This window comes from Actinopolymorpha cephalotaxi (assembly GCF_013408535.1).
Classification (GTDB): domain Bacteria; phylum Actinomycetota; class Actinomycetes; order Propionibacteriales; family Actinopolymorphaceae; genus Actinopolymorpha; species Actinopolymorpha cephalotaxi.
The window spans coordinates 3,661,128-3,686,120 of sequence record NZ_JACBZA010000001.1; the positions used below are offsets into that span (position 1 = coordinate 3,661,128).

General features: G+C 71.5%; 20 protein-coding genes. 5 read left to right on the top strand and 15 right to left on the bottom strand.

Features of this window, described 5'->3' with window-relative positions; all coding sequences use genetic code 11:
- Positions 1–30: 30 nt before the first annotated feature.
- A complete protein-coding gene (locus FHR37_RS16110; protein WP_092879866.1) occupies positions 31–708 on the bottom strand; it encodes a GNAT family N-acetyltransferase in 678 nt (225 codons plus the stop codon).
- 123 nt (positions 709–831) lie between these two features.
- Between FHR37_RS16110 and FHR37_RS16115 the strand changes: the two genes are divergently transcribed.
- Positions 832–2,160 carry an aminotransferase class I/II-fold pyridoxal phosphate-dependent enzyme gene (locus FHR37_RS16115; protein WP_092879869.1) on the top strand — a complete coding sequence of 443 codons (1,329 nt, stop codon included), beginning with the start codon at positions 832–834 and terminating at the stop codon, positions 2,158–2,160.
- A 44-nt stretch (positions 2,161–2,204) separates the two neighbouring features.
- On the opposite strand, the gene FHR37_RS16120 is transcribed toward FHR37_RS16115, so the two are convergent.
- From FHR37_RS16120 to FHR37_RS30945, 3 genes are all read right to left on the bottom strand, one after another.
- On the bottom strand, positions 2,205–2,399 hold the full coding sequence (locus FHR37_RS16120; RefSeq protein ID WP_092879872.1) for a hypothetical protein: 195 nt from the start codon (positions 2,397–2,399) through the stop codon (positions 2,205–2,207).
- A 96-nt stretch (positions 2,400–2,495) separates the two neighbouring features.
- A complete protein-coding gene (locus tag FHR37_RS16125) occupies positions 2,496–4,358 on the bottom strand; it encodes a bifunctional metallophosphatase/5'-nucleotidase (protein ID WP_237768517.1) in 1,863 nt (620 codons plus the stop codon).
- A gap of 201 nt (positions 4,359–4,559) precedes the next feature.
- On the bottom strand, positions 4,560–6,569 hold the full coding sequence (locus tag FHR37_RS30945; protein WP_202817858.1) for a methyltransferase domain-containing protein: 2,010 nt from the start codon (positions 6,567–6,569) through the stop codon (positions 4,560–4,562).
- 35 nt (positions 6,570–6,604) lie between these two features.
- On the opposite strand from FHR37_RS30945, the gene FHR37_RS16140 reads away from it, so the two are divergent.
- Positions 6,605–7,570, top strand: a complete 966-nt coding sequence (locus tag FHR37_RS16140; RefSeq protein WP_175542290.1) for a lysylphosphatidylglycerol synthase domain-containing protein — start codon at positions 6,605–6,607, stop codon at positions 7,568–7,570.
- A gap of 71 nt (positions 7,571–7,641) precedes the next feature.
- Here the strand turns inward: FHR37_RS16140 and FHR37_RS16145 are convergent, their stop codons facing one another.
- A complete protein-coding gene (locus FHR37_RS16145; protein WP_092879875.1) occupies positions 7,642–8,844 on the bottom strand; it encodes a homogentisate 1,2-dioxygenase in 1,203 nt (400 codons plus the stop codon).
- 88 nt (positions 8,845–8,932) lie between these two features.
- Positions 8,933–10,426, bottom strand: a complete 1,494-nt coding sequence (locus FHR37_RS16150; RefSeq protein ID WP_175542291.1) for an MFS transporter — start codon at positions 10,424–10,426, stop codon at positions 8,933–8,935.
- 91 nt (positions 10,427–10,517) lie between these two features.
- On the opposite strand from FHR37_RS16150, the gene FHR37_RS16155 reads away from it, so the two are divergent.
- A complete protein-coding gene (locus FHR37_RS16155) occupies positions 10,518–11,423 on the top strand; it encodes a hypothetical protein (protein WP_092879881.1) in 906 nt (301 codons plus the stop codon).
- 3 nt (positions 11,424–11,426) lie between these two features.
- On the top strand, positions 11,427–12,644 hold the full coding sequence (fahA, locus tag FHR37_RS16160) for a fumarylacetoacetase (RefSeq protein ID WP_175542292.1): 1,218 nt from the start codon (positions 11,427–11,429) through the stop codon (positions 12,642–12,644).
- A gap of 30 nt (positions 12,645–12,674) precedes the next feature.
- Here the strand turns inward: fahA and FHR37_RS16165 are convergent, their stop codons facing one another.
- The 9 genes from FHR37_RS16165 to hppD form a co-directional block, all read right to left on the bottom strand.
- Positions 12,675–13,952, bottom strand: coding sequence for an acyltransferase family protein (locus tag FHR37_RS16165; protein WP_175542293.1), 1,278 nt, complete (start codon positions 13,950–13,952; stop codon positions 12,675–12,677).
- Entirely contained in the window at positions 13,949–14,797 is an 849-nt protein-coding gene (locus FHR37_RS16170) for an alpha/beta hydrolase (RefSeq protein WP_092879884.1), read from the bottom strand. Before FHR37_RS16170 ends, FHR37_RS16165 begins: the two co-directional genes overlap by 4 nt.
- 794 nt (positions 14,798–15,591) lie before the next feature.
- Positions 15,592–16,398, bottom strand: a complete 807-nt coding sequence (locus tag FHR37_RS16175) for an ABC transporter ATP-binding protein (protein ID WP_092879887.1) — start codon at positions 16,396–16,398, stop codon at positions 15,592–15,594.
- Positions 16,395–17,426, bottom strand: a complete 1,032-nt coding sequence (locus FHR37_RS16180; RefSeq protein WP_092879890.1) for an ABC transporter ATP-binding protein — start codon at positions 17,424–17,426, stop codon at positions 16,395–16,397. Before FHR37_RS16180 ends, FHR37_RS16175 begins: the two co-directional genes overlap by 4 nt.
- Positions 17,423–18,436, bottom strand: coding sequence for an ABC transporter permease (locus FHR37_RS16185; protein WP_092879893.1), 1,014 nt, complete (start codon positions 18,434–18,436; stop codon positions 17,423–17,425). Before FHR37_RS16185 ends, FHR37_RS16180 begins: the two co-directional genes overlap by 4 nt.
- The gene (locus tag FHR37_RS16190) at positions 18,436–19,443 is read right to left on the bottom strand and encodes an ABC transporter permease (protein WP_092879896.1); all 1,008 of its coding nucleotides are present in this window, start codon (positions 19,441–19,443) and stop codon (positions 18,436–18,438) included. The genes FHR37_RS16185 and FHR37_RS16190 overlap by 1 nt, the downstream gene beginning before the upstream one ends.
- 84 nt (positions 19,444–19,527) lie before the next feature.
- On the bottom strand, positions 19,528–21,330 hold the full coding sequence (locus FHR37_RS16195) for an ABC transporter substrate-binding protein (protein ID WP_238344795.1): 1,803 nt from the start codon (positions 21,328–21,330) through the stop codon (positions 19,528–19,530).
- Positions 21,331–21,620: 290 nt separating this feature from the next.
- Positions 21,621–23,009, bottom strand: a complete 1,389-nt coding sequence (locus tag FHR37_RS16200) for an FAD-binding oxidoreductase (protein WP_092879899.1) — start codon at positions 23,007–23,009, stop codon at positions 21,621–21,623.
- A 22-nt stretch (positions 23,010–23,031) separates the two neighbouring features.
- Positions 23,032–24,237, bottom strand: a complete 1,206-nt coding sequence (gene hppD / locus FHR37_RS16205; RefSeq protein WP_092879902.1) for a 4-hydroxyphenylpyruvate dioxygenase — start codon at positions 24,235–24,237, stop codon at positions 23,032–23,034.
- A gap of 268 nt (positions 24,238–24,505) precedes the next feature.
- On the opposite strand from hppD, the gene FHR37_RS31695 reads away from it, so the two are divergent.
- Entirely contained in the window at positions 24,506–24,979 is a 474-nt protein-coding gene (locus FHR37_RS31695) for an Lrp/AsnC family transcriptional regulator (RefSeq protein ID WP_237768518.1), read from the top strand.
- Positions 24,980–24,993: the final 14 nt, after the last annotated feature.

Below are 24,993 nucleotides of genomic sequence, written 5' to 3' on the forward strand. Positions count from 1 at the left end.
TCGGTCGCGGTCAGGTCGTCGCGGCCGAGGTCATGTCGTCGCGGTCGGGTCGACCGGGCGTCCGGCGGGACGCAGCCGGGCGGACAGCCGTTCGCGTACGTCCGGCCAGTCGTCGTCGGTCATCGCGAACTGCACGGTGTCGCGCCAGCTCCCGTCCCGGCGCAACCTGTGCTTGCGCAACACTCCTTCGCGCCGGGCGCCGAGCCGGGCGATCGCGGCCTGGGAGCGGTCGTTGCGGATGTCGGTGTGCCAGACCACCCGCACCGCGCCGAGGTCGTCGAACGCCCGGCGCAGCAGCAGCAGCTTCGCCTCGGTGTTGACGCCGGTACGCCACCAGCGCCGGCCGAGCCAGGTGTGGCCGATGGCGACCGTGCGCAGGTCGGGGTCGATCTCGTAGTACGACGTGGTGCCCGCCACCTCACCCGTCACCGCGTCGAGCTGGGTCCACGGAAGGAGCACCCGCTTGTCCCGTTGCGCGAGGACCGCGCGGACGAACGCCTCGCCCTCCTCGCGGTTCCTCGGCACCCGGGTGATCCGCAGGTGCTGGAAGACCTGGTCGTCGGCGGCGGCCGCGAGCCCCTCGGCGTGGGCGAGGGACATCGGCTCCAGCCGTACGTGGTCGCCGGACAACACGGGCGCCTCGTACCACCGGTCGGCGGGCGCGGGCGTGGTCTCGTGGGTGGATTCGGCGGCGGAGGTCTCGACCATCGCGGGGCTCCCGTGGGACGTGTCGGTGTTCGTACTTCCGCTGCTGGGCGGCCGGATCCGTGGAACGCGTTCCCCGGGGCTCGGCACTTGCCAGCAGGTTTGTTTTAGTACAAACTTAGGATTGTGTCCTCACGATATGGCATCGTCGGCGCGACGTCGAGCGCAATTGCCGCCAGCGTGGAGTCCGGGGTCCGCTCCGGCGACCTGACCCCGGGGACCAGGCTGCCCGCCGTCCGCGTGCTGGCACAGGAACTGGACGTGAGCCCGGGCACCGTCGCCGCGGCCTACCGCACGCTGCGCCAGCGGGGCGTGATCGAGACCGACGGCCGGCGCGGTACGCGAGTCCGCCCGGTTCCCGCCGTCGCCAGCCGGTCCCGGACCCGGCTTCCCGTGCCCGCGGGCGCCCGGAACCTCTCCGTCGGCGGGCCCGACCCGGCGCTGCTGCCGTCGCTGCGTTCGCCCCTGCGGCGGATCCCGGCCGGCCCGGTGACCTACGGCTCGGGTTCGGGCGTGCGGCCCGAGCTCGCCGAACTGGCCCGGCGCAGGCTGGTCGCCGACGGGGTGCCCGCCGACGACCTCACCATCACCAGTGGCTGCCTGGCCGCCGTCGAACGCGTCCTCGACGCGCACCTGTCCCCCGGCGACCCGGTGGCGGTGGAGGACCCCGGATGGGCGAACCTGTTCGACCTGCTGGCCGCGATGGGGCTACCGGTCGTGCCCGTGCCGGTCGACGACGACGGCCCCGACCCCGACGGCGTGGAGCAGGCGCTGCGGCGTGGCGCCCGGGCGCTGGTGGTCACCAGCAGGGCGCAGAACCCGTTCGGCTCCCAGGTGAGTGAGCGCAGAGCGGCCCGGCTGCGCGGGATTCTGGACCGGCACCGCGAGGTGCTGGTCGTCGAGGACGACCACGCCGCCGAACTCGCCGCCGAGCCGCTTCGGCCGCTGGCCGGCGCGACGGCGCACTGGGCGATGGTGCGGTCGGTCTCCAAGCCGTACGGGCCCGACCTGCGCTGCGCCGTCCTCGCCGGGGACAGCGAGACGATCGGCCGGGTCGAGGGCCGCCAGGCGGTGGTGATGCGATGGGTGTCGACGATCCTGCAGAACCTCGTCGTCGCCCTGTGGGAGGACGAGTCGGTCGCCGAACAGGTGACGCGCGCCGGTGCGCTCTACGACGAACGCAGGGACGCCCTGGTCGCCGCGCTCACCCGGCGCGGGGTCGCCGCACACGGCCGCTCGGGCCTGAACGTGTGGGTTCCCGTCGAGGACGAGACCGGTGTCTGTGCGCGGCTGCTGGAGGAGGGGTGGGTGGTGGCCCCGGGCGCGGGCTTCCGGGTGCGAAGTCGGCCCGGCGTACGGATCACCGTCGCCGGGCTGCCGGTCGAGGACGCCGACCGGCTGGCCGACGCGATCGTCGCGGCCACCCGGCCCGCCCGCGGGACCTACGCCGTGTAGGACGTACGCCGTGCAGGACCTACGCCGTCCAGGTCGTACGGAGGTCAGCGGTGCAGCTGGTTCCGGTTGCGCAGCCGGTGCAGGCGGCGCCGCTGGGAGTCGTCCAGCATGAGGTATCCGACGACCGGTGCGGCGACCACCGCGACTATCAGCAGGGCAGCCAGCCAGTTGGGCAGCAGCCACCAACCGAGGAGGGCGACGAGGACGCCGCCGATGACGTACTTGGTGCGGTTCGACATGTGCTCATCCTCTGCCCTGAACCGCCCGCGGGCTCTCCGGCATCACCCTGGGATCTCCCGGAGGGCCCGCGTGGTTCGGGCGCGATTGGGCCCGGTTTACGGCTGAATGATCACCGGTGTCCCGTTGGCCACCAGCTGCCAGTCACGGGAGAAGAAGACCGTCGGGTCGATCTCACCGGCCGCGGTCACCCAGTTGATCAGCAGCTGCCGGATCTCCACCTGGGCGTTGTAGAGCACCTCGGCGGTCTTCACGCCCGGGAAGTTGCCGCCGCCGGACTGGCGGTAGTTGTTGACGGCGAGCGCGAACTCCTGGTCGGCGGCCACCGGCGCGCCGGCGTAGCTGAGCCCGGTGATCCGCTCACCGACGGGCTTGGCGATGTCGATGTCGTACGTCAACGGCGCGTCCAGCCCGGCCACGACGTCGTAGTTGTAGTCGGGCGTGCCCTTGGGCGAGGTCGGCGTCGGCGCGTTCGTCACGTCGTCGGGCGCGAACGGGCCCACGCCGTCGACCTGCTTGAAGTAGGCCGCGGACTGCTCGAGGTAGGCCTTCAGCTGGGCGCCGGTGAAGCGCACCGCGAGCAGGGTGTTGTCGAAGATGTAGAGGCCCGCGACGTCGCGCACCGACACCTGACCGGCCGGGATCTCCGCGTCCTTGTTGAACGGCGCGGCGATCGACAGCACCGGCAGGTCGGCCGCGGCGGAGCCCGCGAGCGCCTTCTTGACCGCGTCCGCCTGGACGTAGTTGACGAAGTCCAGCGCCGGAGTGTCCTCGTACCGCGCGGTCGACGCCGACATCGCCACCTTGGACGTGCCGATCGGCGAGTTGACGTAGGTGATCACGTCGTCGTGGTCGGCCTTGAGCAGCGCCACGATCTCGTCGTCCTCGGGGACGGTGTTGGAGTTGAGCACCTGCGAACCACGGCCCACCACCTGCCAGCCGCGCTGCGCGGACCAGCGCAGGTCGAGCTCGATCAGGCTCAGCCGGCGTCCCCAGTAGGAGGGCTCGGTGAGGACGACCTGCGCCCCGGTCTCCTTGTTGGTGACGAACCGCTCCGGGATCTCCACGTGGGCGTGCCCGACCAGGATGGCGTCGATGCCGGGCACCTGCTCGGCCACGAGGGTGGAGGCGTTCTCCGGCCAGGGCAGGGCGTCGCCGTAGGAGGAGGATGTGTCGGCGCCGGAGTGCGCGGACACGATCACGACGTCACAGCCGGCCCGGCGCATCTTCGGCACCCAGACCTTCGCCTGCTCGACCAGGCCGGGGAACGTCATCCGGCCCTCGACGTTGGCCTTGTCCCAGATCGCGATGCCGGGGTTGGTGAGGCCGAGGATGCCGACCCGCACCGGGCGCATGCCCCGGAACCGCACCAGCTTGATGACGTACGGCTGGAACGCCGGCCGGCCGGTGCTCGCGTTCAGCGCGTTGGCGCCGAGCAGCGGGAAGTCGAGCTGCTCCTCGAACGTGCGCAGCAGCGGGATGCCGTAGTTGAACTCGTGGTTGCCGAGCGCCGCGGCGTCGTAGCCGATGGCGTTCATCGCCGCGGCCATCGGGTGGACGCGGGTCTTCGAGATCGGCTCGATGCGCGCGTAGTAGTAGGCCAGCGGGGTGCCCTGGATGGTGTCGCCCGCGTCGATCAGCAGGGTGTTGCCGCGGCCGCGCTTCTCGCGGACGGCGTTGACCAGGCTGGACACCTTGGCCAGGCCGATGTCGTCGGGGTTGGTGTCGCTGCCGAACTCGTGGTCGGCGTAGTAGTCCCAGTTGAAGACGTTGCCGTGCAGGTCGGTCGTGCCCATCACGGTGAGCCGGTGGCTGCCGTCGGCCGGACGGGCGGCGTCGACGCCGTCGGCCCATGCGGGCCCGGCCCGGAATCCCGCGGCGGCCAGGACGGCGGCGGCACCGCCGGCGAGGACGCCGCGTCGGCCGACGAGAGTGCGCTCTGCGTGGGTGTGCTGGGGCACGAGGTCTCCTTCGCGAGGTGCGGCCGGCGGGCTGACGGGTGTGGTCGCCGGGCGACGCGGGACTGTCTTCGTGGTGGTCCCGAGGTGGCGAAACGTAGCGTACGCGAGAGTTCGGACAAGCCGTACGAATGCGCGACGAACGGCGCATGCACGGGAGGTTCTCCGGCGTGGGGCCGCCAGGCAGGACGCGCCGCTCGGCGCTCAGTCCGGGCGCCGGGCGCGGGCGACCAGATCCGGCCCGTGCCCGGGAAGGCCGCGCTGCAGCAGGCGGAACGGCAGGGTGGCGTACTCCGTGACCGCGCCGTACAACGGCGACCTCGGTTGCAGGAGGCGTCCGCTCTCGTTGGCGTGTTCGGCCATCGACACCATCTGCCGCTGCCGGCGGCGGCCGACCTGGTTGCGTGCCGCCTCCAGGGCGTAACCCAGCGGGCCGCCGAACTGGCGCACCTCCACCCGCTCCAGGCCGACCTCGCGCAGGATCCGTGCCAGGTCGCCGGGTTCGTAGCGGCGGAAGTGCCCGGCCGTGGCGTCCGCGGGGCCGTACCGGTGCTGGAACGCCGGGGTGCTCAGCAGCAGCCAGCCGCCCGGGCGGAGCCGGCCGGCCCACTCGGCCAGCGCCTTCTCGTCGTGTTCGAGGTGCTCGATCACCTCGAACGCGCACACCAGGTCGAACTCCTCGCCGTCCCGCAGGGCCGACAGGTCGCCGTTGCGGACCTCACCGCGCCCGCCCGCCTCCGCGAGCCGGGCCCGGGCGACCGCGCACGAGTCCGGGTCGGGCTCCAGGCCGAGGTAGTCGTACCGCTGCGCGAGCCGGGCGCCGAAAGCTCCCTGTCCACAGCCGACCTCCAGCACCGACGCGGACCGGGAACCGGACTCGGACTCGGACGGCAGCATCCGGGAGACGAGATCCCAGCGCAGCCAGGCGTTCGGGCTGAGCGGAGGAAGAACGGCAGTAGCCACGGGCGCCGGGGAGGACCGCGGTACGCGGACGCGGCCGGACGCGGGAACCGGCGCGACCAGGCGGTCGAGCAGCGGCCGGACGACCTCCTCGGGAGCGAAGTGCTCGCGGGCGACCCGGCCGGCCGCGGCCCGCAACGCGGCGACCCTCTGCGGGTCGCGCCGCAGGCGGCGCAGCGCCGTCGCCAGCGCGGTCGCGCTCCCGGGCGGGACGTACACGACGGCGTCACCGAACGCCCGCCGCTGCGGCGCCGTGTCCGAGGTCACCACCACACAGCCGGCGGCCGCGCCCTGGAAGACCTTGTTGGGAACGACCCGCAGCGCCTTGGGCCCGGTGCCGAAGATGCCGAGACACACGTCGTGCTCGGCGACGAGCTTCGGCAGCTCCGCCGGCGGCACCCAGCCCAGCCAGCGCACCCGCGGGTCGCCCGCCGCGGCCGCCCTGGTGCGATCGAGGTCCTGCCCGTGGCCGATCATCGTGACCTCGATCGGCTCGCTGGCCAGCAGCCCGATCGCGGTGCCGATCAGCGGCGCGCCCTGAAGTGGCGTGAAGACGCCGAAGAACACCACCCGCAGGGGTTCCGCACGGCGTGCCCCCACCGCCGTCGCCGCACGGAGGTCGTCCCGGCGGCCGTTCAGGCCGTACTGCCCGGGCCGCCCGTTCGTCGCGGGAGCGTCGGCGATCGGGCCCCCACTACCGGGGGTTCGGGCCGCGGCGAACCACTCCTCCCCCACGCCCACCGGCACCACGACCGCCCGGTGCCGCCGGCGCGAGGGCACCAGCTCCCGGTGTTCCTCGGTGTCGACGACGATCACGTCCGCGCAGGACAACGCCGCCCGGTCGAGCGCTCGGAGCAGGGTCAGCTTGACGCCGCCGGTCTCGCCGCGGTCGCGGGCGGTGTCGGCGGCGAAGACGAGATGGTCGAGCACGATCGTCGTACGCCGGAACAACACCCGGGCCAGCAGCACGTCGAAGTGGCCGAGGTAGCCCACCAGCACCACGTCCGGGGGTGGAAGCTCACGGGCACCCGCCACCAGGTGGCGCCAGGCGCTCAGGACGCGGACGGCCAGCGAGGCCACCAGCCACGGGCGGCGAAGGATCTCCACCCGGCCGGCGGTGTCGATGCCCAGGGGCGCGTTGCACTCGGCGACCTCTGCCCCGTGCCGGCGCAGGCCTTCGGCGAGGATGCCGACGCGCGGATGACTACGTGTGTCGTACGTCCCGAACATCACCACCCGCACGGAGAACGACACTAACAGTGAGTACGCCGTGCCGTACGCTTCCGTCCGTGTTCTCGCTCCGTGTCGTCACTACGTCAGCACTCCGGGTGATCAACGGCAGGGCGGTGCGCCTGGGTTTCGCGGCGATCGCGGTGACCTTCGGCGTCCTCGCCGTCGCCACCCGGTGGGCCGAGGTCACCTCCGCGCTGGGCCGGCTGCACCCGCTGCTGGTGCTCGCCGCGCTGGCGCCGGCGATCCTCGCCCTGACCTGCGCGATGGTGATGTGGCGGCTGCTGCTGGCCGGGCTGGGCTCGCGGCTGCCGGCCCGGGTGGCCGCGCGGGTGCTGTTCGTCAGCCAGCTCGGCAAGCACCTGCCGGGTTCGGTGTGGCCGATGCTCGCGCAGATGGAGCTCGGCCGCGACCACGGCGTCCCACGGCGCCGGACCGCCACGGCGTTCGTCCTCACGATGCTGTTCAGCCTCACCACCGGTCTGCTGGTCGCCACCGGGACGCTGCCGTTCGCGGCCGGTGCGCAGACCCGGGACTACCGGTGGGCGTTCCTGCTCACTCCTCTCCTCCTCGCCCTGCTGCACCCGCGGGTCCTCGATCCGCTGCTCACCCGCCTGCTGAAACTCGTGCGCCGGCCCGCGATGGAGCGCCCGCTCACCGGACGTACGACGGCGCTGGTGGCGGCGACCGGCGTGGTCCAGTGGTTGCTGAACGGCCTGCACGCGTGGATCCTCGCCGTCGGGCTCGGCGCCGACCCGGTGGCGGCAGTTCCGCTGGCGGTGGGCGGCTTCGCCCTCGCCTGGTGCGTGGGGTTCCTGGTGGTGGTCACCCCGGCCGGGCTCGGCGTGCGCGAGGCGGTCCTGGTCGCGACGCTCGCACCCGTGCTGGCCCCGGCCGACGCGCTCGTCCTCGCGCTGGTGTCCCGGGTGCTGCTGACCGCTTCCGACCTCATCCTCGCCGGCGCGAGCGTGACGTCGATGCGGGGTTCGCGGCACCACCGGACGACCCGCGAACCGGTCAGCTGACGGAGTCGTCAACCGGCGATTGACACCCGGGGGTGATGTCAATCGCCGCCTGACAGCGCCTCGGCAGCGACTCAGGTGGCGCGGCGGCCGGCCCAGGTCCAGGCGTACACGCCGTCGTCGCTGGCGATGCCGGCCTCGCCGAGCTCCAGCGGGCGGAAGGTGTCGACCATGACCGCGAGCTCGTCGAAGTACTCCGCACCCAGCGCCGCCTCGATCGCGCTCGGCTGCGGCCCGTGGGCGTACCCGCCGGGATGCAGGGAGATCGAGCCCAGCCCGATCCCGGAACCCTTGCGCGCCTCGTAGTCGCCGCCGCAGTAGAACATCACCTCGTCGCTGTCGACGTTGGAGTGGTAGTAGGGCACCGGGATCGCCAGCGGGTGGTAGTCGACCTTGCGGGGGCAGAAGTTGCAGACCACGAAGTTGGTGCCCTCGAAGACCTGGTGCACCGGAGGCGGCTGGTGGACCCGGCCGGTGATCGGCTCGAAGTCGGAGACGTTGAACGTGTAGGGGTACAGACAGCCGTCCCAGCCCACCACGTCGAACGGGTGGGTGGCGTAGACCATCCGGGTGCCGACGATGCCCGCGGGCCCCTGGCCGCGGTGCTTCACCAGGACCTCGACGTCCTCGCCCTCGCGGACGTACGGCTCCTCGGGTCCGTGCAGGTCGCGTTCGCAGTAGGGCGAGTGCTCCAGGAACTGGCCGTAGCGCGAGAGGTACCGCTTGGGCGGGGAGATGTGGGAGTTGGCCTCGATGCAGTACGCCTGCAGCGGGGTGTCGCCGGTCGGGATCCACCGGTGCGTGGTCGCCCGCGGCAGCAGGACATAGTCGCCTGGCCGGGCCTCGAGCACGCCGAACACCGTCTCCACCCGAGCCGTTCCGGACTCGACGTACACGCACTCGTCGCCGATCGCGTTGCGGTAGTACGGCGACTCCTCACCGGCCCAGACGTAGGACAGCCGGACGTCGGCGTTGCCCAGCAGCAGCCGGCGGCCGGTTACGGCGTCCTGGGACTTCCAGTCCAGGTCGGCGAACAACCCGTGCAGCTTCAGGTGCCGCGGCGTCAGCGGGTGGTTGGCTTTGGTGGCGAGGTCGGGCAGCTCCCACACCCGGGAGTCGACGATGGCCGACGGCACGCCCGCGTGGTAGAGCAGCGACGAGTCGGAGGTGAAGCCCTCCTCACCCATCAGCTCCTCGCGGTAGAGGCCGCCGTCGGGCCGCCGGAACTGCGTGTGCCGCTTGGGCGGGACCTCGCCAACCCTGCGGTAGTAGGTCATCGTCGGGCTCCTTCCGGCCGGGCCGCCGCGGCTGGTGGCGCGCTTTGGCCTGGCGTTCCCACAGGTTTGTGCCCCGACCTTAGGCCGATCACTCCCGGGTGTCGCGCCCCGATTCCTCCGGCGGGCCGGTGGCCGTGGCCGGATTTGTGCCCGACGGCGCGGTCTCGGCCGCCACCCGCGCCCGCAGTGTCTCGCGTACCTCCGCCAGGTCGCGCGGGGACGTCCGCGACGCCAGCCAGTACATCGCCCCGGTGGGTACGAAGAACAGCTGGAACACCGCCAGCCCGACCGCGTAGTTCAGCGGCGGCGGGAAGCCCACGGCCAGCGCCCGGAAGCTCACCCCGACCAGTCCGTTGCCGAGCGCCCGGCCGACGCCGTTGACGAGGTTGCCCGCGCTGTAGACGGTGCCGCGGTGCTCGGGCGGGTTGACGTCGGCCAGCAGCGCGAACCAGTTCGGTGAGTTGGCGGAGGTCAGCGCGAGGGCGAGCAGCGCCATCGCGAAGCTGACCGTCACCGTCGGCTCGGTGACCACGCTGGCGAGCACCGCCGCGACGACCGTGCCCGTACCGGCGGTGTCGGAGACGTCGAGGTGCAGCGGTAGGAAGAACAGCACGACGTAGAACGGGATGCCGCCGAGGATGCCGACGGCGGCGACCATCGCCCGCCCGCGCGGGGTCCGCCGCTGCAGCCGGTCGCCGACCAGGCCGCCGACGATGGAGAGCACACCGCCGAGCTGGAAGAGAGTGGCGAACAGGCTGCCGATGACGATGGAGATCTCCTCGGAGTGCCCGGCCGCCTGCGCCTTGGCCTGGAACAGCCGCGGCAGCCACACCAGCGATCCGAAGACGAACTGCGCGGTGAAGCCCTGCATCACCAGCCACACGTTGGTCCGCCGGGCGAGGATGCCGGGCAGGTCGGCCCGGCTGATCCGGTGGCCGTAGTCGCCCCCCTCGGCGAAGATCGCCGCGAGCTCCGGCTCGCTCTGGCCGCGCCGGACGTCGTACGTGAAGAGGTACGCCACCGCCGCGACCAGCCCGACGACGGTGAGCACGAGGAACGGCCGGCGCCAGTCCGCGGCCCCGAGTACCCCGGCGAGCAGGGTGCCGACCAGGGTGCCGAGGCCCTGTGACAGCCCCCAGAAGCTCATCACCAGGCCGCGGCGTCTGGGCGCGATCAGGTCGCTGACCACGGAGAAGCCGACCGAGGCGACCGCGCCGAGGCCGACGGCGGCGACCATCTGGGCGACGAAGAACTCCGCGTAGTTGCCGGCCAGCGCGGTGCCACTGGTCCCGGCCGCCCACACCAGCGTGCCGATCATCAGCATCGGTTTTCGGCGGGTCCGGTCCCCGGCGTACGCCCAGGCCACGGCGGCGATCGCGGCCACCAGGAAGCTCACCGCGGTGACCAGGCCGACCGCGCTCTCCCGCACCTCCAGGTCCCGGGCGATCGGGCTGTAGAGCGGCGGCACCAGGACGGCGGCCACGTTGTCGACGGAGGCGAGCACGATGAAGACGACCACGCTGTAGAGGCGGTGCGTCCTGCCTCCACGCCAGCCGGAGGTTCGCACCGTACTCGTGGTCACGGGCACATCAAACCAGGAAGCGCCCGCGGGACCGCTTTCCCCTGTACGAGTCAGCCGTCCCGGTTCGGCGGATGGCCTAAAGTGCGAGGGGATGACTACTCCGCGCAGCCGGACCGTCCCGCCGTCGTGTGCCGGGCTGATCGACGACGCCGCGGTGTTCCCGCCCGCGAGTGAGCCGCTCGCCGCCGCGCTGGCCGCCAACCTCGCCCGGCGCGAGGAGTGGTACGCCGGGCTGGTCGGGCCGTTCCTGTGCCCCGACGCGACCCTGCCGGAGCTGCTCGCCGCGCTGGACGACGGTCCGCCGCTCGCGGAGCCGCTGTCGCTGGGGCTGGTGGTCGGCGGCGGCGCCGGCGCGATCGAACCCGCCCTCCGCTGGGCCGGCCGCACCGACCGGGCCCGGGTGGTCTCGGTGGAGGTGGCGCTGCGGGACGAGTCTTTGCACACGGCAGGCCTGGCCCGCAACGTCGCCCGGATGGACCGCGCGCTGGCCGCCGCCGACCTTCCCGACGAGGTGGCGGTCGCGGTCGAGGTGCCCCGCGCCGGTGGCGGGGACGGTGGCTGGGACGGCGCTCTGGACGCCCTCGACGCGCTCGCGGAGTACGGCCACCGGGCGAAGTTCCGCACCGGCGGCGTGGATGCCGAGACGTTCCCCGGCGAGGTGGCACTGGCCCGGGCAGTCCTCGCCTGCCTGGACCGCGAGCTTCCGTTCAAGTGCACGGCCGGGCTGCACCACGCGGTCCGCGGCTCCGCGGGCGGCGCCGAGCACCACGGCTTCCTCAACGTCCTGCTCGCCACCCGGTTCGCCCTGGACGGGGCGGACGAGCCGGCGCTGGTCGAGGCGCTGTCGGACCGGGACGCCGACCACGTGGCCGGCCAGGTGCGCGCGCTGGAGGACCGGGCGGCGGCCTCGGCCCGGCGGTGGTTCACCTCGTTCGGGTCGTGCAGCGTGTCCGATCCCCTGGCCGACCTGCTGCGCCTGCGGGTCCTGCAGGATTGACCCGTGGCCACGACGAGTTGGGTGCCGGTCCCCGCGGGTTCGCCGTTCACGGTGCACAACCTGCCGTACGGCGTCTTCTCCCTCCCCGACGAGGATCCGCGGGTGGGCGTGGCCATCGGCAACCACGTTCTCGACCTCGCACCGCTCGCGGCCAGCGAGTACGCCGACTTCGCCGGGGTGTTCACCGCCCCGACGCTGAACCCCTTCATGGCGCTGGGCGCCCGGGCCTGGCACGCCGTCCGGCACTGGGTGACCGAACGCCTGACCGACGAGGCGTTCCGCTCCCTGGTCGAACCCGAACTCGTCCCGGCGGACCAGGTGCGGCTGCACCTGCCGTTCGAGGTCGCGGACTACGTCGACTTCTACGCCTCCGAACACCACGCCACCCGCCTCGGCCGGCTGCTCCGCCCGAACGAGCCGCCGCTGACCCCCAACTGGCACCACCTGCCGATCGGCTACCACGGCCGGGCCGGCACGGTCGCGGTCTCCGGAACGCCGGTGACGCGGCCGTGCGGGCAGCATCTGGCCCCGGGCGAGACGTCTCCGTCGTTCGGCCCGTCGACCCGACTCGACCTGGAGGCGGAGGTGGGTTTCGTGGTGGGCACCCCCACCGTCGCGGGGCAGCGGGTGAGTGTGGACGAGGTACGCGAGTACGTCTTCGGCGTGGTCCTGGTCAACGACTGGTCGGCGCGCGACCTGCAGGCGTGGGAGGCCCGGCCGCTCGGGCCGTTCCTCGGCAAGTCGTTCCGGACCTCCGTCTCGCCGTGGGTGGTCCCGCTGGCCGCGCTGGACGCCGCGACGGTGGCGCCGCCGGCCCAGGACCCCGCGCCGCTGCCGCACCTGCGCGGTACGAACGACTTCGGGCTCGACCTCGACCTCGAGGTGTCGATCAACGACCAGGTGGTCGCCCGCCCCCGCTACGCCGACATGTACTGGACGCCGGCGCAGATGCTCGCCCACCTCACCTCCAACGGCGCGACACTGCGCACCGGCGACCTGCTCGCCTCCGGCACGGTGTCCGGGCCGGGTGAGGGCGAGTACGGCTGCCTGATGGAGGCCTCGGCCGGGGGCACGCGACCGCTCACGCTGGCGGACGGCTCCACGCGCACGTTCCTGCGAGACGATGACGTGGTGACCATCCGGGCCACCGCACCGGCGCCGGGTGGCGGCCGGCTGGGACTGGGAGAGGTGACCGGGCAGGTCCGTCCGGCCACCCCGTAGCCCCGCAAGCCGCGCATGCCGCGCCCGTACTCAGTGCAGCGTGACGAAGAAGCCCACGGCGGCGGCGGTGACCACCGCCGCGACCACCCGTGCCAGCGGAGCCCGAAGGCCCAGCGGCGCCTCGAACCTCCGCGTCACCGCGACCACCGCGACCAGCACCACCGCCATCACCGGAAGCCATGCCAGCCTGGCGAGCACCCACGACAGCTGGTCCGGTGAGGTGGTCAGTCCCGGCACCGCGCCGATCGCCGACTTCCCGGCCAGGGACACCAGCACCATCGGCACCTGGTGCCAGCAGAAGATGGTCATCGCGGCCAGGTTCACCGCGGCGACGCCCGCCCACAGACCGGGCCGGCGCATCAGCCGGGTGACCGGGCCGTGCAGCAGCAGGGCCGCGCCGGACTGGAACGCCGCCAGTGCGGGCACCAGCAACGACGGCGGGTGCGCGTTGGAGCGGGCCGCACCCGGCACCCCGACCATGCTGGCCGGGTAGTGGAACACCAACAGCAGCAGGGCGAACAGGCTCGCGCCGCCCACCAGCAGCAGCCAGGCGACCGGCCGCCCGAGCCGACCGCGTGACCAGGAGACGCCGAGCTGGTACGCGAACAGCCAGCCCGGCACCAGGTTCACCATCCCGATCCAGCCGGGCATCGCGTCGCTCCACGGGCCGTACCTCGCCAGGTCACCGGCGGCCACGAACGCCAGCAGCGGCAGCGCCGCCCATCCGCCCCACCGCCGGTCGGCCGCCACGGCGTACCCCGTGAGCATCGTCAGCAACGCGTAGACGGCGACGAACCAGAACGGCTGGACCAGCAGGACGACCCACGTACGCAGGGTTCCCTCGGGTACTCCGACCGCGCCGAGGACGGCCAGGCAACCGGCCGACAGCGCGGTCGCGGCGAGCACCGGCCGGGTCAGCCGCGCGAACCGGCGGCGCAGCCAGCCAGCGTACGGCTCGCCGCGTTCGGAGGACCGGGCCAGGCTCGACACCGCGGAGTGCCCGCCGACCAGGAAGAACAGCCCCAGCATCTGCAGCACCCAACTGGCCGGCGCCAGCGCGCCCAGGTCGCGCAGCGGGCTGGCGATCCGCAGCGTGCCGTCGGGCTGGGCGACCAGCGCGCCGACCAGCCAGTGGCCGGTCACCACGCCGAGCGTGGCCAGGGCGCGGTAGGCGTCCAGCGCCCGGTCGCGGGTCGCGGGCGTACGGGCGGCCACGGTCTCGACGAACGCCTGCCACGGCCCGCTGCGCGTGCGGCGAACCGGAGCCGGTGCGGGGACCGGAATCGTGGTGGGCGTCAGGGCGGTCATCGGGTCACCTCGCCGGTCCGGCCGCGGACGATGCGGGCGATGTTGGCCAGCGACTCGGTTCCGCGAGTGAAGTAGTCGGCGTGCCCGCGAGCGGTGCCGACGCCGAACGTGCGGGCACCGAAGCCCGGGGCGGTGGGGTCCGCGTCGTGGCCGAAGCCACCCACCCGCAGCGGCGGAGCGAACCGGATCGGGTCGCCCGGCGCCCGCGCTGCCCACACCCGCGCGGTGGTGCGCAGACCGGCCCGGCTGCCCGCGTCCATTCCGGGGCTGCCCACGACCACGATGTCGTCGACGTGCACCGCGGGTGCGGCCCGGCCGATCACCACCGACCCGTAGCTGTGGCCGACCAGGGTGATCCGGGTGCCCGGGGACACCCGGCGCGCCAGGTCCTCCCGCAGGAAGCGGATCAGGTCCCGGGCGCCGGCCTCCGCGCGTTCGGAGCGGGCGGAGGCGACGTCGACGCCTTCGGGGGTGTCGTAACCCAGCCAGACGACCACGGCCGAGCCGGTGCCGGGCGACTGCCGGTACAGCTCGGCCAGCAGAGCCCGGCCCGCTCCGCGAGGCGTGGGCCGGGCACCGCCGGTGAGGTAGTTGCCCAGCCGGTGGCCGGCGCCGGGGACGAGGACGGCCACCTGGTCGGCGGTGGCCAGATCGCCGAGCACCTCGACGACCCGGCCGTCGCCGCGCGGGTCGTAGGCGAGGAACCGGTGACCGTCGACGGTGCGGGCGGCGTACTGCAACGGCGGGAGGGCCGTGTGGGTGTCAGTGGCGGCGACGGCACTTCCCGCGGGTGTGAGGCCCAGCAGGACGGTCGCGGCGAGCAGTGGAGGCAGCAGAGTTCGCACGTCAGTGACGCTACGAAGAGTCGCCGCCGGTCACGATGTGGCAGATACCCCTTGTGGTGGTGGAGTTTCGGCACCGTCAAGGTGGGGTTGCCCCCACCCTGACAGGGGTTCCCCCGGCCCGTCCCCCACCTCGCCGACACGGTGCCTCGTGGCCCGCTGCCCGCCGCTCTCTCAGCCAATCGGTGGAGGAAATCGGTGGAGGAAAGTGTGCCGGTGCGGCACAGGTCTCGCCCGATCGGCAGATGATCCCGTCCGACGGGAGGGCCGAGGCTGGTACGGCAGCCGACAGGAAAGCGGACTCCCAGGAGGAACGACATGTCCGGATGGAAAGCTCGGGCCGCGGCGCTGGCGGCCCTCGCGGCGGCGGGGACGCTGGTCGCACCGTGCGTCGCGCAGGCCCGGCCGGTTCCCGGCCACCCACCTGCCGAACGAACGGTGCGGTCCACACCCTCGGCGGTGGCCGGTGTCGGGGAACTGATCCTCGACGAGCCCAACACCGTGGGCCATCCGGTGTGGTTCGCGATCGCGGCGACGGGGACCGACGGGTCCCCCAGGGGCCGGCTCTGGTTCCGTCACCTGCTCCCGAACGGCACGGTGGCAGCCGACGGGGTGCAAGGACATCGACGCCGATTTCCCGGGGACCCCTCGTTACCCGGTTGTCGCCGGCGGCTACACCGTCCGCGCCGGTTCCTGAACCGCACCGCGTGCAAACACCCGCACCTGAAAGACGTACGTCCCGCTGTCAAGGGCACGTTGACAGCGGGACGTACGACAGGGTCGGCGGGTCGGCGGGTTCAGTCGAGGATGTTCTCGTGCAGCCGGGGTACGTCGGCGAGCAGCCGCTGGGTGTACTCGTGCCGCGGGTTGAAGATGACCTCGTCGGTGGGACCCTGCTCGACGACCTGGCCCTGGCTCATCACCAGCACCCGGTCGCTCACGTAGCACGCCTGGCCGATGTCGTGGGTGATGAACAGGATCGTCATGTCGTAGTCGCGGCGCAGGTCGGCGAGGACGTTCAGGATGTTCGCCCGCAGCGACGCGTCCAGCATCGAGGTGGCCTCGTCGGCGACCAGGATACGGGGCTGCAACATCAGCGCCCGCGCGATCATCACCCGCTGCCGCTGGCCACCGGACAGTTGGTGCGGCCACTTGTCGAGCACGTCCGCGGACAGCCCCACGTGGTCCAGCGCCTGGGCCATCAGCGTCTCGCCCCGCTCGGCCGACCCGGCGGCGGCGAGCCGCAGCGACCGGTTGAGCAGCCGACGTACGGTGAAGAACTGGTTGAACGAGCTGAACGGGTCCTGGAAGACCGCCTGCACGTCCCGCCAGTACGCCTGCAGGTCGCGCCCCTTCAGTGAGGTCACGTCCCGGCCGGACAGGTGCAGCGTCCCCGACGTCGGGTCCAGCAGCCGCAGCACCAGCCGGGCCAGCGTCGACTTCCCGCTGCCGCTCTCCCCCACGATGGACACCACCTCCTGGCGTCCCAGCGTGAACGACACGTCGTCGACGGCCCGGACGGCCTTCTCGCCGTGGCCGAAGACGCGGGACAGCGACTTCGCCTCGACCAGCGGCCCGGCGCCGTTCTGGGGCTGTTCGCTCATCGACCCACCTCCACGGTCTGGCCGGGGTGCTGTTCGGCCCACCAGCACAGCGAGTGCCGGCGCTCGTCACCGACCTGCGGGGGTTCCTCCGTACGGCAGATGTCCATCACCAGCGGGCATCGGGGATGGAACCGGCACGCGGCCGGCGGGCGCGCCAGGCTCGGCGGCGCGCCGGGAATGCCGCGCACCCTCGTCTGCCGCATGTGCGGCTCGGGCACCAGCACCGACGACAGCAGCGACGCGCTGTAGGGGTGGCGGGGCCGGTTGATGAGCTCGGTCGCGGGGCTGACCTCGGCGATCTTCCCGGCGTACATCACTGCGATCCGGTCGGCGATCGTGTTCAGCACCGGCAGGTCGTGGGTGATGAAGATGACGCCGCCGATGATGTCCTGCTTCAACATCTCCCGCAGCATCTCGATCAGGATCCGCTGGGAGGACACGTCCAGCGCCGACGTCGGCTCGTCGGCGATCAGCAACCGCGGGTTCAACAGGGTGGAGATCACCGTGACGACCCGCTGCTTCATCCCGCCGCTGAGCTGGTGGGGGTAGTAGTCGAGGACGCGGGCGGGCAGGTCGAGTTGTTCCAGTCGCTGCCGCGCCCGTTCGATCGCGGTGTCCCGCCGAACGCCCGGCTGGTGGGCCCGGATCACGTCGTAGGCGAAGTCCCGGATCCGCACCGTCGGGCTGAGGGAGTTCATCGCGCCCTGTGGCAGCAGCGAGACCACCTCACCCCGCCACGACCGCGGCGGCCTGCGGTCCGGGCCGAGGTCGAGCTGCCTGCCGTCGACCTCCAGCGAACCGCTCAGCACGTACAGCGGCGGCCGGACGGTCAGCGACAGGATCGCGCCGAGGGTGCTCTTGCCGCAGCCGGACTCACCGGCCACCCCGAGCACCTCGCCCTTGCGCACCTCGACCGACACGTCGTCGACCGCGACCACCTGGCCGCCCTCGACGTTGTACGCGGCCCGCAGCCGCTCGGCCCGCAGCAGGGCGCCGGTGCTGGTCGTGGTGGTCGTCACCCCGGTCATGCGCTACCCGACCTTTCGCTCGTACGGTCCGGACCGGAGCCGACGGTGCGTTCGCCCGCACCGGGTTCGGGCAGGGGGTCACCCGCCGCCCCGACGTCCAGGGTCTCGGCCGCGATGGTGCCGCTGGTGACCAGGGACACCGCCGCTCCGGCGCCGGCGCCGGCGGCCGCACCGCGCTGCCTGCGGCCACGCCGCAGCCGCGGGTTGAACACCTCGTCCAGGCTGGACTGCAACATCAGCAGGGCGAACGCGATCAGCGTCAACAGGATCGTCGGCGGCAGGAACGCCCACCAGGCGCCGTTCAGCAACGACTCACCGACCAGTGCCCAGTTGAGCATGATGCCGAGCGAGACGCTCCCACTCGGGCCGAGGCCCAGGAGGGACAGGCCGGCCTCGGCGAGGATCGCGCCGGACACCTGCAGCACGAACGCCATCGCGATGTAGGACATGAGGTACGGCAGGACGTCCCAGATCAGGATGTCGAACGTACGAGCACCGGACAGCCTGGCCACGTCGAGGTGTTCGCGCGTACGCACACTGCTCGCCTGCGCACGCACCGCCCGTGCCGTCCAGGGCCAGCTGGTGATGGCGATGACCACCGCCATCGCCACGATCGAACGGAAGTCGATCGCGACCGACAACAGGATGAGGACGACGATCGCGGGGATGGCCAGGGCGACGTTGGTGACGCCCATCAGCGCCTCCTCCACCACCCCGCCGTGGTAGCCCGCGAGCAGGCCCACGACGACGCCGATGAGCGTGGCCACCAGCCCCGCCACCAAGCCGATGATCAGCGAGGTCCGGGTGCCGAGCATCAGGTTGGTGAAGACGTCGTGGCCGAGGTCGTCGGTGCCGAGCCAGGCGGTGCCCGACGGCGGGTCGTACAGTCCGCCGACGTCCTTGCCGGGGTTCGCGCCGAAGACGAGCGGCCCCAGGACCGCGAACGCCACGACGAGGGCGAAGACCACCGCCGAGACCCAGAACCGTGGGGTGAAGCGTGCCATCCGCATCAGCGCTCACCTGCCTGCGACGCCCGGATCCGCGGGTCGACGAACCCGTAGGCGATCTCGACGAGGAAGTTCGACAACAACACCGCCACCAGGATGATCAGGGTGATCGCCTGGATGACCGGATAGTCGTTCTGCCCGATCGCGGCGAACAGCAGCGAGCCGATCCCGGGGTAGGAGAACACGATCTCGGTGATGAGGGCGCCGCCCACCAGGGTGCCGATGGACAGGGCGAGGCCGGTCACCTGCGGCAGCATCGCGTTGCGGAAGATGTAGCGCACGATCCGCTTGTCCGGCAGGCCGAGTCCCCGGCCGTAGTTCACGTAGTCGGAGTTCAGCTCGTAGATCGCCATCGACCGCATGCCGACGGCCTGCCCACCGACGAAGATCAGCACCAGCGACAGGAACGGCAGCCAGTAGTGCCGCATCACGTCGACCATGAACGTCACACTCAGCTCCGGCGAACTGCCCGGCTCGTAGCCCCCACCGGGTGGCAGCAGCGGTAACGCCACCGCGCACAGGTAGAGCAGCAGGATCGCCAGGCAGTAGTACGGCATGCTGGACAGGAACAGCGAACTCAGGAAGGCGCCCCGGTCGAACCATCCGCCCTTGAACGCCGCCAGCGCGCCGAGTGCGTTGCCGACCAGCCAGCCGATCAGGATGGCCGGCAACTGCAGGCCGATCGTCCACGGCAGCGCCTGGCTGATCAGTCCGTCGACGTGGGCGGGGTACTGCGCGAACGACGTGCCCAGGTCGAAGTGGGCGAGGTTGCCCAGATAGGTGAAGAACTGCGCCAGCATCGACTGGTCGAGGCCGAACTCCTTGACGTAGTGCTCGTGGATCCGCTGCAGCGAGTCAGCCTGCGTTCCCGAACGCCCGAGCTGGGCGACGATCGCGTCCACCGGGTTTCCGGGAACGAGCCGCGGGAGCAGGAAGTTCAGCACCAGCGCGACCAGCAGCGCGCCGAGATACCACAGCGATTTGCCGACGAGGTACTTGCGTAGCCGCATTCACTTCCCTCACGTTCCGCCGACGGTGTGCCGGCCCGGACGCCGCGTGCACGTCGTGCATGCGGCGTCCGGGCCAGAGGGGGTTCAGCTCTCCGACGCGTGCTTGATCTTGAACAGCCAGGACACTCCTGCGCCCTGGAACATCGGCGGAGCGTAGGCGTTCTTCTCGTTCGGGAAGTTCTTCCAGTTGGTCTCGTTGAACTCGTAGAACTCCAGCGGGCGGTACATCAACGGGATCATCGGCGCGTTCTTCATGAAGATCTCGTCGAGCTTTCCGTACGCCGCCTTGGCGGTCGCGTCGTCGGTGGCCCCGGCCGCCTGGTCGAGCAGTCCGGCGACCGTGGGGTCCTTGAACCGGCCGTAGTTCCAGAACGCCGGCTGGCCGAGCTTGGCGACACCACGCTCGTCGAGCACGTCACGGAACCGCTGCCACGGCGTCGCCGCGCTGGTGGAGGCCACACCCCAGCAGGCCAGGTCGAAGTCGCCCGCCTGGACCGAGGTGGTCACGTTGGGCGCCTGCGGGAACTTCGTGGTGATGTCGATGCCGGCCGCCTTGGCGTTTCCGGCCATGATGCGCAGCGCGCTCTGCCAGTCGCTCCAGCCGGTGGGCGTCTGCGCCGTCCACGGGCCGAGCCGGGTGCCGTCGGGCAGGACGTAGATGCCGTCCGACCCCTTCTTGGCCTTGAGTTCGCCCTCGAGAATCTTCTTGGACTGTTCGGGGTCGTACTTCCAGCCGTTGGTCGCCACCGCCTGCTTGTCGAAGTACTTCGACTCACCACCGGTGGGCAGGATGACACTGGAGCTCGCCGGCTGCGAATACCTCGACATGGCCTTGTCGGCGATGTCCTGGTAGTTGATGGCGAACGCCAGCGCCCGGCGCACCGCGGGATTGTCCAGGCCCTTCTTGGTGGTGTTGATGACAAGCATCGGGATACCACCGGGCACGTGGTAGGGCTCCTTCTTGTACCACGTGGACACCGCGAGTTTCTTGTCCTCCCACATCTTCCAGATCTGCGGGGTGAACTGCTGCATGACGTCGACACCGCCGCGCTGGAAGCGCAGGTCGCCGTCCTGGTTGCCCTTGAAGATGGGGTGCACGATGTACTTCGGCTTCGGCGCGCCGCCGAACGCGGTCTTGCCCCAGTAGCTGTCCTGGCGGGTGAGGCTGATCTGCTGCTGGTTGTAGGAGTCCACCTTGTAGGGCCCGGAGCCGACCGGCTTGGTGTTCTCGAACTGCCCCATCGGCTTGCCCTGCTTCTCCAGGGGCTCCCACACGTGCTTGGGAAGGATGTACGTCGACGCCAGGCTGTTCTTCACCATCGCGGGGTTGAACGGCTTCTTGCCGACGGTGACCTTGACCGTCTGCGGGTCGCTCGCCTCGATCTTGTCGACGTAGTCCCAGAACGACGCGTAGGAAAGCTCGCTGTGCCGCTTCGCCAGCTCGAAGGTGAACACCACGTCGTCGGCGGTGAGCGGTTTCCCGTCCTGCCACTTGGTTCCGTCCTGCAGCGGAACGACGATCGTGGTGTCGTCAGGCGTTTGCAGCTCTTTGCCCAACCCTGGTTCGAGTTTTCCGTTCAGCAGGTTGAACCGCACCAGCGTCTCGTAGACGAGCTGCATGTTGTTCTGCCCGCACGGCCAACCGGTGTTCTGCCCCAGCGGGTTGAACTGGGTGGGCGGTCCCCACTGGAAGCCGGCGATGAAAAGCGTCTCGCCCTGCTTTCCGGACCGGCCACCGCCCTTTCCTCCCCCGCCACCGCCGCCGGCGCCGCTTCCGCCCTGACCACAACCGGCCAACGTGCCGCCGACTCCCACAGCCGCGGCTGCCATCGCGGCGTTGAACAAGAACTGCCGGCGCGACGAGCGCCCGGCACCGAATTCAGACATCGCTTGAATCCCTTCCCGCACGGGAAAACCGGGTCCCTCGCGCAGTCAGCGGGTGACGTGTGCCCAGCAGGCTACGGCCAAGCGGGTACCGGCACCAGATGGAAACGGCAACGAAATGGTTCTGTTGCGTTCGCGGGAAAGACTCAGCAGCGCTGTCTTCGACCGGTATCGGATACAAATAGCGACCAGTCAATCGCAATTTGTGGACAATGGCCGATGGCGGCCGGGTTTCACTTCGAAAAGTGAACGCAGAAAGCGTTTCGATAAATCGCCACCCGACCGGCCGCCGCTCAGGCGCTGAGCACCTTTCCGGGGTTGAGAATTCCGGCCGGGTCGAAGAGCCGTTTCAGGTCGCGGTGCACGCGCTCCCCGACCGGCCCGAGCTCACGGGCCAGCCAGTCGCGCTTCAGCACTCCGATGCCGTGCTCGCCGGTCACCGTGCCGCCCATCTCCAGGCCGATCCGCATGATCTCGTCGAACGCCCAGTTGGCGCGGCGCACCTGGTCGGCGTCGGACTCGTCGAAGATCACGCTGGGGTGCAGGTTGCCGTCACCGGCATGGCCCACGGTGGCGATGGTGAGGTCGGCCTCGGCGGCCACCTTCTCCACCCGGTGGATGTAGTCGGCCAGCCGGGTCAGCGGAACGCACACGTCGTCGGTCAGCCCGGTGCCCAGCGCCTCCAGGGCGTAGTGGGAGTTGCGGCGCGCGGCCAGTAGCAGCTCCCCCTCCGCCAGGTCGTCCGCCTCCACCACGTCGAAGCCGCCGGCCTCGGTGAAGATCGCGGAGATGGCGCCGATGTCGGCCACGGCCCGGTCGGGGTCGGCGTCGGACTGCGCGATCAGCATCGCGGCGGCGTTGTCGGGCATACCCATGTTGAGGTGGTCGTTACAGGCCCGCAGCGACGTCTGGTCCATGAACTCCAGCAGGCTCGGCACCAGCCCCGCGGCGACCACCCGGGCCACCGCGTCACCGGCCTGCGCGACCGTGGGGAACAGGCCCGCCACGGTGCGGGGCTCCCGCCCGGTCGGCCGCAGCGCCAGCGTCACCTCGGTGACGACGCCGAGCGTGCCCTCCGAGCCCACGAACAGCCGGGTGAGGTCGTAGCCCGCCACGCCCTTGGCGGTCCGGCGTCCGGTGCGCAGCACCTCGCCGTCGGCGAGCACCACCTCCAGGCCGCGGACGAAGTCGGCGGTGACGCCGTACTTCACACAGCACAGCCCGCCGGCGTTGGTGGCCACGTTGCCGCCGAGGGTGGAGATCTCCCAGCTGGACGGGTCGGGCGGGTAGAACAGCCCGTGTTCGGCGACCGCCGCCGACAGGGTGGAGTTGAGAACGCCGGGCTCGACCACCGCGATCCGGTTCGGCGCGTCGATCTCGCGGATCGCGGCCATCTTCTCCAACGACAACACCACGCAGCCGTCGATCGCGTTGGCACCGCCGGACAGCCCGGTGCGCGACCCCTGGGGCACGACCGGGACGCCGAGACGGGACGCGACCCGCAGGACGTGCTGCACGTGCTCGGTGGACCGTGCGAGCACGACGGCCGCGGGTGTGCCGTACGGGCAGAACGTCGCCATGTCGTGCTGGTAGGACGTCAGCCGGTCCGGGTCGGTGACCACCGCCTCGCCGGGAAGCTCGGCCCGCAGGGCGGTGATCAGGTCATCAGAGGTTTCCGCCATGCCCCTACGGTAGGCCGAGCGGTCACAGGTTGCCGCGCCGCTCCTGCTCGCGTTCGATCGCCTCGAACAGCGCCTTGAAGTTGCCCTTGCCGAACCCGAGCGACCCGTGGCGTTCGATCAGCTCGTAGAACACCGTCGGCCGGTCACCCAGCGGCGAGCAGAAGATCTGCAGGAGGTAGCCGTCCTCGTCCCGGTCGACGAGGATGCCGCGCCGCTTGAGCTCCTCCACGGGCACCCGTACCTCGCCGATGCGGGCGCGCAGCTCGGGGTCCTCGTAGTAGGAGTCCGGTGTGGACAGGAACTCCACGCCGTTGGCGCGCAGGATGTCCACCGCCTGGAGGATGTCGTTGGTGGCCAGGGCGATGTGCTGGCAGCCGGCCCCGGCGTAGAACTCGAGGTACTCGTCGATCTGGCTCTTCCGCTTGCCCACCGCCGGCTCGTTCAGCGGGAACTTCACCCGGTGGTTGCCGTTGGCGACGACCTTGCTCATCAGCGCCGAGTAGTCGGTGGCGATGTCGTCGCCGACGAACTCGGCCATGTTCACGAAGCCCATCACCCGGTTGTAGAACGCGACCCACTCGTCCATCCGGCCGAGCTCGACGTTGCCGACGCAGTGGTCGACCGCCTGGAAGATCCGGCGCGGATGCCCCTGCGGCCGGGCCACGGTGGTCTGCCGGGCGACGTAGCCGGGAAGGTAGGGGCCGGTGTAGCCGGAGCGGTCCACCAGGCTGTGCCGGGTCTCGCCGTAGGTCGCGATGGCCGCCCGGCGCACCGTCCCGTGCTCGTCGGTCTCGTCGTAGGGCTCCACCAGGATCGTGGCCCCTTGGGCGCGGGCGTGCGCGACGCACTTGTCCACGTCCGGGACTTCCAGTGCGAGGTCGACGACACCGTCCCCGTGGGCGCGGTGGTGGTCGAGCACCGGGCTGTCGGGTGCCGCCCCGCCCTCGAGCACGAACCGGGCCGAGCCGGACTTCAGCACGTACGACTTCCGGTCGCGCATCCCGGTCTCCGGCCCCGCGTAGGCGACCAGCTCCATCCCGAACGCCAGTTGGTAGTACGCCGCGGCCTGGGTCGCGTTGCCGACCCAGAAGACCACCGCGTCCATGCCGGTGACCGGGAACGGGTCCTTCGTCGCGTCGTAGTCGACCAGCCCGACAAGCTGGCGGAGCTGGTCGAACCGGAGGTCGGCCGCCTGCTCCTCGGGGGTCAGCGTGGTGTTCGGCTGCATGTCGGTCTCCTCGGTCGTCCCACCGCTTTGCCGGAGCGTCGCCCAATCCGACAGTCTGTGCAACAGCTCGCCGACATGCTGTACAGGATGCCCAGCAGACTGGCAGAGTTCACCGGCAGAGTGCCCAGTTTGCTCAGGGCTTTGGACGTACACGTGCCGGAGGTCACCCGTGGGCCCGTCGCCGCAGCCACCCACCCACTCATCCACCCCGCCGGCCACCCCGTCGTCAGGCCCGGGACCCGGCTCGCCGGCCGCGCCGTCAGCACCGGTGGACGAGCTGGACGCCCGGATCGTCCGGTTGTTCGCGGCCGAGCCGAGGATCGGCGTGCTGGAGGCCTCGCGCCGGCTCGGGGTGGCCCGCGGCACCGTTCAGGCGCGCCTGGACCGGCTCGCGCGCACCGGCGTCGTCCGCGGCTGGGGACCGGAGGTGGAGCCGGCCGCCCTGGGGTACGGCGTGACGGCGTTCGCCTCGCTGGAGCTGCGCCAGGGCGCCGGCCACGAGGCGGTGGCCCGGCACCTCGCCGGCATCCCGGAGGTGCTCGAGGCGCACACGATCACCGGGCCCGCCGACATGCTGGCCCGGCTGGTGGCGCGGTCCAACGCCGACCTGCAGCGGGTGATCGACGAGGTGCTCGCGTTCGACGGCATCGTGCGGATCTCGACGGTAATCGCGCTGGCGACACAGGTGCGGCCCCGAGTGGTGCCGCTGCTGTCCCGGGCCGCCGAGGGCGCCCCGGGCTGAGTACTCGGCCCGGG